This window comes from Salipiger abyssi (assembly GCF_001975705.1).
Taxonomy (GTDB): domain Bacteria; phylum Pseudomonadota; class Alphaproteobacteria; order Rhodobacterales; family Rhodobacteraceae; genus Salipiger; species Salipiger abyssi.
In genome coordinates, this window is the sequence record NZ_CP015090.1 from 59,815 (window position 1) to 74,868 (window position 15,054).

The window sequence follows — 15,054 nt, forward strand, 5'->3', positions numbered from 1 at the left end:
CCGCCGCCCGTGCCGGCAAGGATCCGCCCGGCGGCGGCGGGAATTCTTTCGGCACCGGGGGAGGTTGCGCAACTTCCCCCGACACTTCAGCGTTAGGGACGACCAACAAGTGAGTCCCGATGACCGAAGTGCTTTCCCTCGTCGCAGCCTACGACGCACTGATCGCCCTCGGGCTGATCGTCGCGCTGTTCCTGTTCTTCGTGCTCGAACTCTACCCGCCGGAAGTGCCCGCCGCCGGGCTCGCCGCGCTGTTCGTGGTCCTGGGCTATGTCGGCCAGGACGAGCTGCTCTCGGTCTTCTCCAACCCCGCCCCGCTCACCATCGGCGCGATGTTCGTGCTCTCGGGCGCGCTGGTGCGCACCGGCGTGCTCGAAGCGATCTCCGACACGGTGATCTCGCAGGCCCGCGAGCGGCCCGCGCTGGCGCTCGCCGTGATCCTCGGCGTGACGCTGCTGGCCTCGGGCTTCGTCAACAACACGCCGGTGGTGCTGGTGCTGATCCCGGTGGTGATCCGCCTCGCCGCGGCGCTCGGCAAGGCGCCCACGCGGCTGCTCATTCCGCTCTCCTACGTGGCTATCCTCGGCGGCACCTGCACATTGATCGGCACCTCGACGAACCTGCTGGTCGACGGCGTGGCGCGCGGCCAAGGGCTGGAGCCCTTCCGCATCTTCGAGATCACCCCGGTCGGCCTGATGGTGGCGCTCTCGGGCGGCATCACGCTGGCCCTGCTCGGGCGCTGGCTGCTGCCCGACCGCGCCGCGAGCGACCCCGACCAGCTTCTGGGCGAGACCACCTTTCTCTCCGAGGCCGTGGTGACCGGCGACGCCTATGCCGGCAAGGCTTTGTCCGAGATCGCCCCGCTCAAACGCAGCGGCGTGCGGGTGACCGGGCTGCGCCGCAAGGGCAGCCCCCTGCCCGGCCCCCTGGCGGAACAGGTACTGGAGGCCGGTGACACGGTGATCTTTCGCGCCCCCACCTCCGAGCTGCTGACCCTGCATGACGATCCCGGGCTGAAGATCGGCCTGCGCCGGGGCGAACCGGCGGAGGGGGAGCTGGTCACCGTCGAGGTGGTCGTCTCGCCGCGCAAATCGAGCCTCGGGCGGTCGCTGCGCAGCATGTCGCTCGGGCGGCGTTTCGGCGTGCGGGTGCTGGGCGCACACCGTCACGAGCATAACCCCGGCCCCGATCTCGGCGCGGTGCAGCTCCGCCCGGCGGACAAGCTTTTGCTCGAAGGCCCCGCCACCGCCTTCCAGACGCTCGAGGACGAGGCGCAGCTTGTTTCGGTCAGCCGCCCGACGGGCCGCGCCTTTCGCCGGGGCCGCGCACCGCTGGTGCTGGGGGCGCTGGCGGCGGTGGTGGGGCTCGCCGCCTTCGGCCTGCTCGACATCGCCACCCTGTCGATCCTCGCCGTCGCCGCGATCCTGGTGCTGCGCTGCATCGACGCCGACGAGGCCTGGGGCGCGGTGGACGGCTCCATCCTGGTGCTGATCTTCTCCATGCTGGTGGTCGGGCTCGGCTTGCAGAACACCGGCGCGGTCGACCTGCTGGTGGGCTGGCTGGCGCCGCCGATCTCCGGCCTGCCGCCCTTCTTCGCGCTGCTTTCGGTCTATCTGCTGGCCTCGGCGCTGACCGAGACGGTGACGAACAACGCCGTCGCCGTGGTCTTCACCCCCATCGCCATCGGACTGGCCGACAGCACCGGGCTCGATCCGCGCGCCCTGACCATGGCGGTGATGTTCGGCGCCTCGGCGAGCTTTGCCACCCCCATCGGCTACCAGACCAACACGCTGGTCTATGGCGCGGGCAATTACCGGTTCTCGGATTTCCTCAAGATCGGGCTGGCGATGAACCTCGTGGCCGCCTTCGCCGCCTGTGCCGGGATCCTCTGGCTCTACGGCTGACCCCCGGCACCGGCCCGTCAGACCGCGAGGAACCCGCCATCCACGGGCAGCACCGCGCCGGTGATCATCCCGGCATCGGAGGACAGCAGCAGGGCGATGCTCTGCGCCACCTCCTCGGCCTCGGCAAAGCGGTTCACCGGGTGGCGCACCATCATCGGCTGCGCCTTTTCCGGGTCCGACCAGGCTTCGGCGGCCAGCTCGGTGAGCGTGATGGTGGGCGCCACGCAGTTCACCCGGATACCGTGCGGGCCGAACTCCTTGGCCATCACCCGGCTCGCGCCCTCCAGCCCGGCCTTGGAGGCGGCATAACACAGATGCTCGGCAAAGCCCCGGTGCCCGGCGATGGAGGTGATATTGACGATGGCGCCGCCGCCGCCAGCCGCCACCCGGGCGCGGGCAAACGCCTGACAGGCGATCAGCGCGGCGCGCAGGTTGATGCCCATGACGGCCTCATAGCCCGCCTCGGTCATGTCGAAACTGCTCTCCAGCACGTTGATGCCGGCGCTGTTGATGAGGAAATCCGCCGGCCCGGCCTCGGCCATGGCGGCGCGGGCGGCGGCGGCCTCGCTCAGATCCGCCTGCACCGTGCGGCAGCCGGTTTCGGCGGCGAGGCTGTCGAGATCCGCCTGCGTGCGGGTGATCGCCACGACCTGCGCGCCGCGCGCGGCCATGAGCGTGGCGCAGGCGCGGCCGATGCCCTTGCCCGCGCCGGTGATGATGACGGTCTTGCCTGTGAAGGCTTGGCCGGTGAGATCCATGTGATGTGTCCTTTGTCCCGGGTCTAGTCGGTCAGCGCCCTGCGCCGGGCGCGGCTGTCGCGCGCGAGGCTCTGAAAGGCGAGGAATGTGTCGTAGCGCGCGCCGTGCAGCGCCGCGGTGAGCCCGTCCGACGGCGCGCAGCGCCTGGCGACCCGCGACATGGCGGGCATCGCGGCGGGGAGGTCGGGATAGGCGCGCGCCGCCACCGCCCCCAGCATCGCCGCGCCCAGCAGCACCGGCTCGTCGCTTTCGGTGATCTCGACCACCCGTCCGGTCGCATCGGCGAGGATCTGCCGCGTCAGCGGATGCGCGCCCGCGCCGCCCGAGACCGAGATCACCCGCGTCGGCGCGCCGTTGGCGTCCTGCGTCTCGACGATCTGTCGCAGCCCGTAGCCCAGGCCGCAGATGCCCGCCACATAGAGCGCCACCAGCGAGTCGACCCCCTGCGCCATGCCCTGCCCGGCGATCACCGCGCGGGCCTCCGGATCGGCAAAGGGCGCGCGGTTGCCGAGGAACTCCGGCACCACATGCAGATCGTCGGCCAGCCGCAGCGCGCCGGCGGCATCGCCGCCCAGCTCCAGCGCCCGGTCGGCAAGCCAGGGCACCAGCCCCTTGTCGCCCGCCAGCCGCGTGGCCTCGTCATGCGCCGGGTGCAGCGTGACCAGATGCGCGATGGCCGCGCCGGCGGCGCTCTGCCCGCCCTCGTTCAGCCACATGCCCGGCACCATGGCCGAGTAATACGGCCCCCAGACACCCGGCACAAAGGCCGGCTCGCGCGTTGTGGTCATGGTGCAGGAGGAGGTGCCGAAGACATAGCCCAGACACTCCGTCGCCGCCCCTGCCCCGCCGGAGGCCGCGACCGTGCCGATGCCGCCCGCATGCGCGTCGATCAGCCCGGCGGCCACGGCAATGCCCGGCGCCAGCCCCATGGCGGCGGCGGCCTCCGCGGTCAGCCCCTGCCCCAGCGCGGTGCCCGGCGGCACCACCGAGGCGCCGATGCGGGCAAAGCCCTGCTCCGCCAGATCGCCAAGGCCGATGGCGTGGAAATAGCCCGGATCGAACCGCCCCTCATGGGCGAGATAGGTCCATTTGCAGGTCAGCGTGCAGGAGGACCGCTCCAGCGCGCCGCTCGCCTTCCAGGTCAGGAAATCGGTGAGATCGAAGAACTGCTCCGCCGCCACATAGACCTGCGGACGGCTCTCCTTCAGCCACAGCAGCTTGGGCGTCTGCATCTCCGGCGAGATCCGCCCGCCGACATATTTCAGCACGTCGTGATCGCCGGCATTGATCCGCTCGGCCTGCGCCGTGGCGCGGTGATCCATCCAGACGATGATGTCGCGCTCCGGCGCGCCGTCGTCGCTCACCGGCAGGCCGCCCGCCGCGCCCATCACCACCAGCGAACAGGTGGCGTCAAAGCCGATGCCCGTCACCCGCGCCGCATCGAGCCCCGCCACCGCCGCGCGCACCGAGGCGCAGACCGCGTCCCAGACCTGCGCCGAGCTCTGCTCCACCAGCCCGGCATCGTCGCGATAAATCGCGATGTCGCGCTTGGCCGTCGCCAGCAGCGCCCCGGCCCTGTCGAACACCCCCGCCCGGGCCGAGCCCGTGCCCACATCGACGCCGATGAAGAGATCACCCATGGCTTGCTCCTTGCTGTCCGGCATGCCCGGATATTGCGGCGGCGGCGCCCCGGAGGAGGAGATCGGGCACCGCCGCCCCGCTCACATCCGCTCGAAGGCGGTGGGCATCACGATCAGGTCGCGCACCGTCACCTGCCGCTTGCGGGTGAGCATGAATTCCAGCGCGTCGGCGACCTCTTCGGGGTCCATCAGCGCGCCGGCTTCCTTGGCCTTGCGCAGGTTCTCTTCCGGCCAGTCGGCCAGCAGCGCCGAGATCACCGGCCCGGGCGAGATCTGCGCGACCTTCACGCCATAGGGGATCATCTGCCGCCGGATCCCCTGCATGAAACTGGTGATCGCCCATTTCGAGCCGGAATAGACCGGCTCCCAATAGGCCGGGTAATGGCCCGCGATGGAGTTGGTCACCACGATATCGCCGCTCCCCCGCTCCATCATATGGGGCATCACAGCGTGGATGTTCTTCATCACCGCATTGACGTTGAGGTTCAGCATCCGGTCGATGGTGGCCGGGTCGCTCTCCCACAGATCGCCGCCGATATAGGCGCCGGCATTGCAGTAGAGGATGTCGATCCGCGCCACCTTGGCAAGGATCTCCGGCACCATGGCGTTGCAGCTGTCGAAATCGAGCAGGTCGGTCACCTGCGCCACGGCGTGCTCGCCGTATTTCGCCACCAGCTCGGCCAGCGCGGCCTCGTTGCGGTCGACCATGACCACGGTGCAGCCGTTCCTGAGCAGCATTTCGACGGCGGCCAGACCGATGCCAGAGGCGGCGCCGGTGACGACGGCGACCTTGCCCTTCAGCGATTCAGACATGCGCTTCTTCTCCTGATAAATCTCGATAGTCCGGGGAGACGGGCGCCCCGCCAGGGGCCGCCCGGCGGGCCGTCACCACTCGCGGCCGATATAGATGGCGAGCAGGATGATCAGACCCTTGATGACGTCCTGAAGGTAGGGGTTGATCCCCATCAGGTTCAGGCCGTTGTTGAGGATGCCCAGCAGCACCGCGCCGATCAGCGTGCCGAGGATCAGCCCCCGGCCCCCGGCGATGGCGGTGCCGCCCAGCACGACCGCCGCGATGGCGTCGAGCTCGAAGCCGACCCCGGCATTGGGCTGGCCCGACATCAGCCGACCGGTCAGGATGATCGCCGCCAGCGCCGAGGTCAGCCCCGAGATGCCGTAGACCGCCAGCTTGACGATCTGGGTCTTCACCCCCGACAGCTTCGCCGCCAGCTCGTTGCCGCCGATGGCATAGACATGGCGGCCAAAGGGCGTGCGTTGCAGCAGCACCCAGGCCAGCGCATAGATCACCACCATGGCGATCACCGGCACCGGCACGATGCCGACGCGGCCGATGCCGAACCACGAGATCCAGGACGGAATGCCCGAGATCGGGTAGCCGCCGGAGTAAAGCAGTCCGAAGCCGCGCGCGATGCCCATGGTGGCCAGCGTCACGATGATTGCGGGCATGCGGCCCCAGGCCACCATGATGCCGTTGAAGAGCCCCAGCCCGACGCCGACCCCCAGCCCCGCCAGCAGGCCGATCCAGCCCGGCAGCTCCATATTGACCATGAGCCCGGCGGCAATGGTGCCCGACAGCGCCATGACCGCGCCGACCGACAGGTCGATGCCGCCGGTCAGGATCACAAAGGTCATGCCCACGGCGAGGATGCCGACGATGGAGACCTGCCGCAGCACGTTCATGATGTTGGAGACCGAGAAGAAATTCTCCGAGGCAAAGCCCATCAGGACCGAGACCACGATGAGCCCGATCAGCGGCAGCGCAAGCGGCGAATGCAGGAGCCAGCGCAGGCTGACCCCTCCCTTGCCCTGCTCGGCAGAGTTGGCGTTATGCGACATGTCTGACCCTCCCGGTCGTGGCGTGGGACATGATTTCCTCGGAATTGATGGCGTCGCCCTCGACGGTCGCGACGATCCCGCCCTGGCGGAAGACGCAGACCCGGTCCGACATGCCGATCACTTCGGGCAGCTCGGAGGAAATCATGATGATGGCATAGCCCTGCGCGGTGAACGCGCGCATGAGCTGGTAAATCTCGGCCTTGGCGCCGACGTCGATGCCGCGTGTCGGCTCGTCGAAGATCAGCACCTTCATCTGGTGGTTCAGCCAGCGGGCGATCACCACCTTCTGCTGGTTGCCGCCCGACAGCGTATCGACCCGCGCCATCGGGCCCGGCGCCTTGACGCGGACCTCCTTCATCGCGGCCTCGGTATCGGCCAGCTCCTTCTTGAGGTCGATGAACCAGTGGCCGCGGCGATACTTGCCGTAATTGTTGATCGAGATGTTCTGAAGGATCGGGAAACTGGTGATCAGCCCCTGTTCCTTGCGGCTTTCGGGCAGCAGGCCGATGCCATGCGCCAGCGCCTCGGCGGGCTCCCTGAACCGGGTTTCCACCCCGTCCACCAGCACCTTGCAGCGCGCCGCCGGGAACGCGCCCAGCATCGCCAGCGCGGTTTCCGACCGGCCCGAGCCCACCAGCCCGGCAAAGCCGAGGATCTCGCCCTCGCGCAGCACGAAATCCGACACCGGCCCGCCCTTGCGGAGCTGCACCTCCTCGCATTCCAGCATGACCCTGGCATCGGCGCGCGGGCCGGGCTTTTCGGGAAAGCTGTTCTCGATCCGGCGCCCGACCATCATCTCGACCAGCCGGTCGGTATCGGTCTCGGACACCAGGCAATCGCCGACGAACTCGCCGTCGCGCAGCACGGTGATGCGGTCGCAGATCTCGAAGATCTCTTCAAGATGGTGCGAGATGAAGATGATCGCCACGCCCTGCTTGCGCAGTTCGCGCATCACCTTGAAGAGATGCGCCACCTCCGAGGGGGTCAGCGTCGCGGTGGGCTCGTCCAGCACGAGGATGCGCGCATTCAGCGACAGCGCCTTTGCGATCTCGACGAATTGCTGTTCCGCGACCGAGAGCTTGGCGATGGGCACATCCAGCGGCACGTCGACCTCGAGCCGGGCGAGGATCTCTTTCGCGCGATCATGCATGGCGCGGCGGTCGAGCAGGCCGAAGCGATTGCGGATCTCGCGGGCGAGAAACATGTTCTCCACCGCCGTCAGATAGGGGATCAGGCTGAATTCCTGAAAGACGATGCCGATGCCCGCCGCGATGGCCTCGTCGTAATTCGAGAACTGGCGCGGCTCGCCCTCGATGGTGATGGTGCCCTCGCTGGGCTGGATGATGCCGGTGAGGATCTTCATCAGCGTCGATTTGCCCGCGCCGTTCTCGCCCAGCAGGGCGTGAACCTCGCCGGCCCGCACATCCAGATCCACCCCGTGCAGCACCTGGATCGTGCCGAAGCGCTTCTTGATTCCGGTCAGTTGCAGCATGGTTGGGCAGCCTTGGGACGTTGCGGAAAAGCGCCACCCCCACGCCGGGCGGGGGTGGCGGTGTCGGGTTTACCAGCTGAAATCGGCGGCATTCTCGGCATCGACCACGCGCACGTCGATCGGCACCTCGGCGGGCACCACGCGTGCGCCCCATTTCTGCGCCAGCGCCATGGCGAGGCCGACGCGCACCTGATCGCGCGGGAACTGCGCGGTGGTCTCGATGAACGGCCCGCCCGCGGCGATGGCCTCCACCGCTTCCGGCGCCCCGTCGACCGAGGTCAGCTTGATGTCGCGGCCCGAGCCCTGGATCGCCGCCAGCGCACCCATGGCGCCGCCGTCATTGACCGAGAAGATGCCGGCGAGGTTCTGGTGCGACTGGATCATGTTCTCGACCACGCCAAGCGCGACCGAGCGGTCCTGACGGCCGTTCTGGGTGTCGACCAGCTCGATGCCCTCGTATTCGTCGAACGCCGCCTTGCAGCCCTCGACGCGCTGAAGGATCGGCACCACCGGGATACCGTCGAGGATCGCGACCTCGCCCTCGCCGCCCAGCTCGTCGGCGAGATACTTGCAGGACTGATAGCCCGCGTCGCGGTTCTTGGAACCGACAAAGGTGTCGACCGGGCCGTTGGCATTGGCATCGACCGCGACGACGATCACGTCCTGCGCCTTGGCCATGTGCACGGCGGCCTCGATGCCGGCGCTGTCGGTCGGGTTCAGCAGCAGGATGTCGATGCCCTGGGTCAGCATGTCCTCGACATCCGAGATCTGCTTGGCCACGTCATGGCCCGCATCGGTCACCACGACCTCGGCGCCAAGATCCTCGGCGGCGCCCATCAGCGCCTCCTGCATCGAGACGAAATAGGGGTTGTTCATCTCCTGGAAGGTCATGCCGATCTTCAGCCCGTCGTCCTGGGCCGAGGCCGGCGCGGCCATCGAGAGTGCGAGTGCAGCCGCCGATGCGGCTCCGAGCAGATGTTTCATCAGGGTATCCTCCCAAGTTTTCTGCGGCAGGCAAAGCCCGCCCCTGTCCGGACGGCACCCCGCCGCCCGAATTCGTGTACGTCCGGTATCCGTCTGGTTCAGTCCGCCTCCGAGAACACCCCGTTCGCCGCAAAGGTCGTCCGGAACTGCGAGGGCGACATGCCCTTCAGCCTCACGAAATGACGGTTGAAATTGGAGAGGTTGGAGAAGCCGACATCATAGCAGATCTCGGCCACCTTGGCCTCCGGACGGGTCAGGAGCATCTGGCAGGCCAGATCCACCCTGAGCTGGTTCTTGTAGCGCACCAGGGTCGAGCCGGTGTGCCGTTTGAAAGCCCGCGAAAAGGCGCTGGGGCTCTGGTTGACCATCTGCGCCAGGTCTTTCTCGTCGATATTCTCGGTCAGGTTCTCGCGCAGATAGGCGATGGCCTTGTTGACCCCGCTCTCCTTGAGGGACTCGAGGTCGAGCTCGTAGCTCAGGCTCGCCAGCACCTCCGGATCGGGCGCGCGTGCCAGCAGGTCGAGGATCTCCCAGAACAGCGCCAGCCGGCGCAGGCCCTGTGCTTCGAAAAGCTCCATCATCAGCGGCTTGATCTGCGCCGCCGTCGTCTCGTCGAAGAGCAGCCCGCGATGGCTGCGGTCGAGCAGCGGGCGGATCGCCTCCATCTCGGGCATCGCGGCGGCGGCATCTTCGATAAACGCCTCGGGAAACTGGATGACAAAGGAGCGCTCGGGCACGACCTCGCCCGGCGCGATATCGGAAATCCAGTTCTGCGGCAGGTTCGGGCCGGTCATGATCAGTTGCCCGGGGCCGAACGCGCCGATGTGATCGCCGATATAAAACGTGCCATGCGTGTCCACGACGAGGTGGATTTCGTATTCGGGATGGTAATGCCAGCGCACGGTCCGGAACGGATAGCCGTGCATCCAGGCGGCAAAGCTCTCGCCCTTGCGGATGTGCACGAGTTCCAGATCGGGTTGCATTCACTCTCCTCCGTCGCGCGCCCTGCCCGATCTCCACCCGGGCCGGTCGCGTGCTGAGACGGTAACGCTCCGGCCCGCGCCGCTCTACCTCAGATCGGAAATTTGCCCGATACTTTTTTGACATGTCATTCGCGGATATCTGCAAAGCGCCACGGGACACCATGCCGCGGCGCGGAGCGTTCCGCGCCGCGTTGCAGCGGAAAGACCCATGTATAAGCGACGGTAAGCGCCGGATCCCCGGCCCGCCGCTCAGAATTCCAGCGATTTCACTGCCGGATATCCGCGCATATAGGCGTCATACTTTTTCGCATAGGCCTCGCGCAGATCCGTATCGGGCAGGATCTCCTCGCCCACCTCCGGCTGCGCAAAGATCGCGTCGCCCGTCTCGCCCGTGGCCGCAGCCGCCGCCAGCTTCGCCGCCCCGAAGGCGGCGCCGAAATCGCCGTCCTTCGGCACCAGCAGGCGCAGCCCGGTGATGCTGGCGCAGAGGGTGAGCCAGGCCCGCGACCGCGCGCCGCCGCCCACCGCAAAGGCCGCCTCGATCGGCGTGCCCGCCTTGCGCAGCACCCGCACGCTGTCGGCAAAGGCCATCGCCACGCCCTCCATCACCGCCTGCACCATCTCGGGCAGGGCGACGTCGCGGCGCAGCCCGACAAAGGCCCCCGCCGCGCCGGGATCGTTCAGCGGCGTGCGCTCGCCGGAAAGATAGGGCAGGAAGGTCACCCGCGCCGGCGCCTCGACCCGTTCGGGCACCAGCGCCGCCAGCTCCGGCACGCCGCGCCCGGTGATCTCGGACAGCCAGCTCATCGAATCCGAGGCCGAGAGGATCACCCCCATCTGGTGCCAGGTCTCCGGCACCGCGTGGCAGAACGTGTGCACCGCGTCGCCGGTATTAGGCTGGTAGCGGTCGCTCGCCGCGAACAGCACGCCGGATGTCCCCAGCGACAGGAACCCGGTGCCGGGGCGCATCACGCCCATGCCGCAGGCGGTGGCGGCGTTGTCCCCTGCCCCGCCGGCAACCGGCACCTGCGCCACACCCCAGCGCTCGGCCAGATCCTTGCGCAGATGGCCCGACACGTCCGAGCCCTCGACCAGCGCTGGCATGTGGTCGCGCGTCAGCCCGGTGGCCTCCAGCAGCGTATCCGACCAGTCGCGCCGGCCGGTATCCAGCCACAGCGTGCCGGCGGCATCCGACATCTCCGAGACATGCTCGCCGGTCAGCCACAGCCGCAGGTAATCCTTGGGCAGCAGCACCTTGGCGGTCTTCGCAAAGATCTCCGGCTCGTTCTCGGCGACCCAGAGCAGCTTGGGCGCGGTAAAGCCCGCCATCACCAGATTGCCGGCGATGCCGTGGAAATCCGCCCGCGCGGTCAGCGTCTCGCATTGCGCGCCCGAGCGCCCGTCATTCCACAGGATGCAGGGCCGCAGCACCGCGTCCGAGGCATCGAGCAGCGTCGCCCCGTGCATATGCCCCGAAAGGCCGATGCCCCGAAGGGTCGCCAGCGCCTCCCCGTGCGAGGCGCGCAAGCTGTCCAGCACCGTCTCGGTGGCGGCGATCCAGTCGGCGGGCGCCTGTTCGGACCAGCCCGAATGCGGGCGCGACACGTCCAGCGCCGCATGCGCCACCGCCACCGTCTCGAACCGCTCGTCCACCAGCATCGCCTTGATGCCCGAGGTGCCCATGTCGATCCCGAGATACATGGCGCTCACTCCGGCATCGCGATCTGGAGCTTCACATCGGTGTCGCGCGCCTCGACCGCGCGGTCGAAACCAGCGATGCTCTCTTCGAACGGCACGGTGCCCGAGATCAGCGGTGTCAGATCCACCTTGCCCGAGGCCATGAGCGCAATCGCCCGGTCATAGACATTGGCGTAGCGGAACACCGTCTCGACCCGCAGCTCCTTGGCCTGGAGCCCGACGATATCCACCGGCACCGGATCGACCGGCATGCCCACCAGCACGATCGCGCCGCCGGGCCGGGCCAGTTCATGCATGCCGAGAATGGCCGGCGCTGCGCCGGAGCATTCAAAGACCACATCTGCGCCCCAGCCATCGGTGGCCGCCGCCACCGCCTCGGCCACCGGCGTCTCGCGGATATTCACCGTCTCGATGCCGTCATAGGCGCCGATGATGTCGAGCTTGGGCTGGGCGAGATCGGCGACGATCACCCTGGCGCAGCCGCCCGCGAGGGCCGCCAGCGCCACCATCATGCCGATCGGGCCGGCGCCGGTGACCACCGCGATATCGCCCGGCTGGATGCGCGCCCGCAGCGCCGCCTGCATGCCGATGGCGAAAGGCTCGACCATGGCGCCCTCGGCAAAGCTGACGCTCTCGGGCAGCTTGTAGGTAAAGGCGGCGGGGTGGATCACCTCGGGGGTCAGGCAGCCATGCACCGGCGGCGTCGCCCAGAAGCGCACCGCCGGATCGACATTGTAGATCCCCAGCTTGCTGGCGCGGCTGTCCGGGTCGGGAATGCCGGGCTCCATGCAGACCCGGTCGCCGGGTTTCAGCCCGCTCACCTCGCTGCCGCATTCGATCACCGTGCCCGAGGCCTCGTGCCCCAGCACCATCGGCTCGGTCACCACGAAATGGCCGATCTTGCCATGGGTGTAATAATGCACATCCGAGCCGCAGATACCGACCGTATGGGTCTTGATCCGCACGTCGCGCGGCCCGAGCGTGCCGGGACTGTCGAACTCCCGCAGGGCGAGCCTGCCCTTTTCCTCCAGAACCAGCGCCTTCATGCAGTGTTCCTCCCTTGGATCGTCCGTTCGTGCCCTCTGTGCTGTCGCGCCGCGCGGGGCTTGTAAATGAAAACCCGCCGGCACCTGAAAATTTTGCACTGCGGCGGAAAAATCGTATCGACCCCCGGCCCGAAACCGCCCGAAACCCCGGAAAATGCCGGGGCGCGCGCCGAAAGCGGCCAGAGGCACCTGTGCTGATTCGAACACGGCCCCGCCGTCGCCGCCATCCCGCAAACGGCCCTATCCATCGAATATTGTGGAAAACTCTTGCGCGAATCCGGCGATTCCGACAATAGTCACGGAAAAGCGTTCGAACACGCCAATTTCCGTGAACACGAAGTGGCGCCACAGCCACCGGCCCCGGATCTTGGCGTCATGAAACGACAAGACAGGCGCTTGCACAAGGCGCAAGAGGCGGCAGAGACAGATGGAAGATATCTTCGTTCAGGAAGACCTCAATACGGTTATACGCGAGCATTCGGAAATGCTCGCCACCCAGCTCCATGCGCAGGGTGAGAGCCTGTTTCCGCCCGATGCCTCCAAGAGCATGCGCAAGTTCACCTCCGGCGAGGCAGCGGCGATGCTCGGCGTCAATGACAGCTACCTGCGCAAGCTGCATCTCGAAGGCCGCGGCCCCTCGCCCGAGCTGACGCCGGGCAATCGCAGGCTCTATTCCGTGCAGGATCTCGTGGATCTGCGGGTGCTGCTGGAAAAGACCGCCCGCAAGCCCGGCGATTACCTGCCCGGACGGCGCCTCGCGCCCGAGGGCAGCGACAGCAAATATATCGACCGCATGCAGATCATCGGCGTGATGAACTTCAAGGGCGGCTCGGGCAAGACCACCACCTCCGCGCATCTGGCGCAGCGGCTGGCGCTGCTCGGCTACCGCGTGCTGGCCATCGACCTCGATCCGCAGGCCTCGCTCACCGCGCTGCACGGCGTGCAGCCGGAATACGACCTGCTCGACGGCGGCACGCTCTACGACGCCATCCGCTATGACGATCCGGCGCCGATCTCCACCGTCATCCGCAAGACCTATATCCCCGGGCTCGATCTCATCCCCGGCAATCTCGAACTGATGGAATTCGAGCACGACACCCCGCGCGCACTGGCGCAGGGCAATGCTGGGCTGTTCTTTTTCCGGGTGAAAGAGGCTCTGTCCCAGGTCGATTCCGACTATGACGTCGTGGTGATCGACTGCCCGCCGCAGCTCGGCTTTCTCACCATGTCGGCGCTCTCCGCCGCCACCGGCGTGCTGGTGACCATCCACCCCGAGATGCTCGACGTGATGTCGATGTCGCAATTCCTGCGCATGACCGCCGACCTGATGGACGTGATCGCCGAATCCGGCGCCGACATGAAACACGACTGGATGCGCTATCTGTTAACGCGGTATGAACCCACCGACGCCCCTCAGAACCGGATCGTCGCCTTTCTCCGGACCATGTATGGCGAGAAGGTGCTGAACGCGCCGATGCTGAAATCCACCGCGATCTCGGATGCCGGGCTGACCAAACAGACACTCTACGAGGTCGAGCGCTCAGCCTTCACCCGGTCCACCTATGATCGCGCCATCGAAAGCCTGAATGCGGTGAACGATGAGATCGCCGCGCTGATTCAGGCGACATGGGGACGCAAATGACCGATAGCCGCAAGAAACGCATGTCGATGCTCGACAGTCTCGCCGCCGCCGGATCGGGCAGCGCCGCGCCGTCGATGATGTCCACCAACCGTGCCCTGCGCTCGGCGCGCAACGCGGTCGACAATCACCATGTCTGGGAGCTCGACCCCGGCGCCATCGACGACGACCGCATGCGCGACCGGCTCGACCCGGCGGATGTGATCGACCTGCGCCACGCCATCGAACAGAACGGCCAGACCGTGCCGATCCTGGTGCGCCGCCACCCGAGCGAGCCCGACCGCTACCTGCTGGTCTATGGCCGCCGCCGGCTGGAGGCGATCCGCCAGTCCGACAGTGTGACCAAGGTCCGTGCGCTGGTGGCCAGTCTCGACGACAGCGCCGCGATGCAGGCGCAGATCTCCGAGAACATGGCCCGGCGCGACCTCTCCTATATCGAAAAGGCGCTCTTTGCGCAGGAGCTGGTAGAGCAGGGCTTCGGCAATCAGGCCCGCGTGGCCGAGGTGCTGACGGTGACGAAATCCTCCGTCTCCATGGCCATGGCCATCGCCGGCAGCGTCGGGCGCGAGCTGATCGAGGCGATCGGCGCCGCGCATGGCATCGGGCGCCCGCGCTGGGAGGCCCTGTCGCGCGCCATCGACGAGACCGGCGCCGACCGCGCCGAACTCGCCGCCCTGGCCGAGCGGGTGCACACAGAGGCGGAAACCGCCCTCGTCCGGCAGGAGCCCGTGCCCGAGGATGTCTCCGTCGCCGCGTTCGAGGCAGTGCTGAAAGCGGTGAGCGCCTCCCCTGCCCCGCGCCGGAGCACCGCGCAGAGCACGGGCAAATCCGCGCCCGCAAAACATCCGATCACCATCGGTGGCCGCAAGGCAGGCAGCGTCAAACGCACCGCCAAGGGCCTCGCCATCGACCTAGACGAGCCCGGCTTTGCCGACTGGCTCGAGGCCGAAGCACAAGAGGTGATCGAAGAGCTTCACGCCCGCTGGAGAACCCGGGCGGAAGACTGAGGAAGAGCAGCAAAACCAAAAAGGAGGCACGGCACAGGCAAAAGAAAAG

12 protein-coding genes are annotated in these 15,054 nt (G+C 67.6%); 3 read left to right on the forward strand and 9 right to left on the reverse strand.

From position 1 onward, the window contains the following. The first annotated feature begins 119 nt into the window (after positions 1 to 119). Entirely contained in the window at positions 120 to 1,901 is a 1,782-nt protein-coding gene (locus tag Ga0080574_RS00950) for an SLC13 family permease (protein WP_076694262.1), read from the forward strand. 17 nt (positions 1,902 to 1,918) lie between these two features. On the opposite strand, the gene Ga0080574_RS00955 is transcribed toward Ga0080574_RS00950, so the two are convergent. The 9 genes from Ga0080574_RS00955 to Ga0080574_RS00995 form a co-directional block, all read right to left on the reverse strand. Next, positions 1,919 to 2,659, reverse strand: a complete 741-nt coding sequence (locus Ga0080574_RS00955; protein ID WP_076694264.1) for an SDR family oxidoreductase — start codon at positions 2,657 to 2,659, stop codon at positions 1,919 to 1,921. Between the two features lie 23 nt (positions 2,660 to 2,682). Continuing rightward, on the reverse strand, positions 2,683 to 4,299 hold the full coding sequence (locus Ga0080574_RS00960; RefSeq protein WP_076694266.1) for an FGGY-family carbohydrate kinase: 1,617 nt from the start codon (positions 4,297 to 4,299) through the stop codon (positions 2,683 to 2,685). Positions 4,300 to 4,380: 81 nt separating this feature from the next. Then, positions 4,381 to 5,112: an SDR family oxidoreductase gene (locus tag Ga0080574_RS00965; RefSeq protein ID WP_076694268.1), complete on the reverse strand. Its 732-nt coding sequence runs from the start codon at positions 5,110 to 5,112 to the stop codon at positions 4,381 to 4,383. A 72-nt stretch (positions 5,113 to 5,184) separates the two neighbouring features. Beyond that, entirely contained in the window at positions 5,185 to 6,156 is a 972-nt protein-coding gene (locus Ga0080574_RS00970) for an ABC transporter permease (protein ID WP_076694270.1), read from the reverse strand. Beyond that, a complete protein-coding gene (locus Ga0080574_RS00975) occupies positions 6,146 to 7,648 on the reverse strand; it encodes a sugar ABC transporter ATP-binding protein (RefSeq protein WP_076694272.1) in 1,503 nt (500 codons plus the stop codon). The genes Ga0080574_RS00970 and Ga0080574_RS00975 overlap by 11 nt, the downstream gene beginning before the upstream one ends. Before the next feature lie 69 nt (positions 7,649 to 7,717). Next, a complete protein-coding gene (locus Ga0080574_RS00980; protein ID WP_076694274.1) occupies positions 7,718 to 8,632 on the reverse strand; it encodes an ABC transporter substrate-binding protein in 915 nt (304 codons plus the stop codon). Positions 8,633 to 8,730: 98 nt separating this feature from the next. Next, entirely contained in the window at positions 8,731 to 9,615 is an 885-nt protein-coding gene (locus Ga0080574_RS00985) for an AraC family transcriptional regulator (RefSeq protein WP_076694276.1), read from the reverse strand. Positions 9,616 to 9,864: 249 nt separating this feature from the next. Then, entirely contained in the window at positions 9,865 to 11,316 is a 1,452-nt protein-coding gene (xylB, locus tag Ga0080574_RS00990) for a xylulokinase (protein WP_076694278.1), read from the reverse strand. Positions 11,317 to 11,321: 5 nt separating this feature from the next. Continuing rightward, the gene (locus Ga0080574_RS00995) at positions 11,322 to 12,359 is read right to left on the reverse strand and encodes an NAD(P)-dependent alcohol dehydrogenase (RefSeq protein WP_076694280.1); all 1,038 of its coding nucleotides are present in this window, start codon (positions 12,357 to 12,359) and stop codon (positions 11,322 to 11,324) included. Positions 12,360 to 12,786: 427 nt separating this feature from the next. On the opposite strand from Ga0080574_RS00995, the gene repA reads away from it, so the two are divergent. Both repA and repB read left to right on the forward strand, forming a co-directional pair. Then, positions 12,787 to 14,001 carry a plasmid partitioning protein RepA gene (gene repA, locus Ga0080574_RS01000; protein WP_076694282.1) on the forward strand — a complete coding sequence of 405 codons (1,215 nt, stop codon included), beginning with the start codon at positions 12,787 to 12,789 and terminating at the stop codon, positions 13,999 to 14,001. Continuing rightward, on the forward strand, positions 13,998 to 15,005 hold the full coding sequence (gene repB / locus Ga0080574_RS01005) for a plasmid partitioning protein RepB (RefSeq protein WP_076694284.1): 1,008 nt from the start codon (positions 13,998 to 14,000) through the stop codon (positions 15,003 to 15,005). Before repA ends, repB begins: the two co-directional genes overlap by 4 nt. Positions 15,006 to 15,054: the final 49 nt, after the last annotated feature.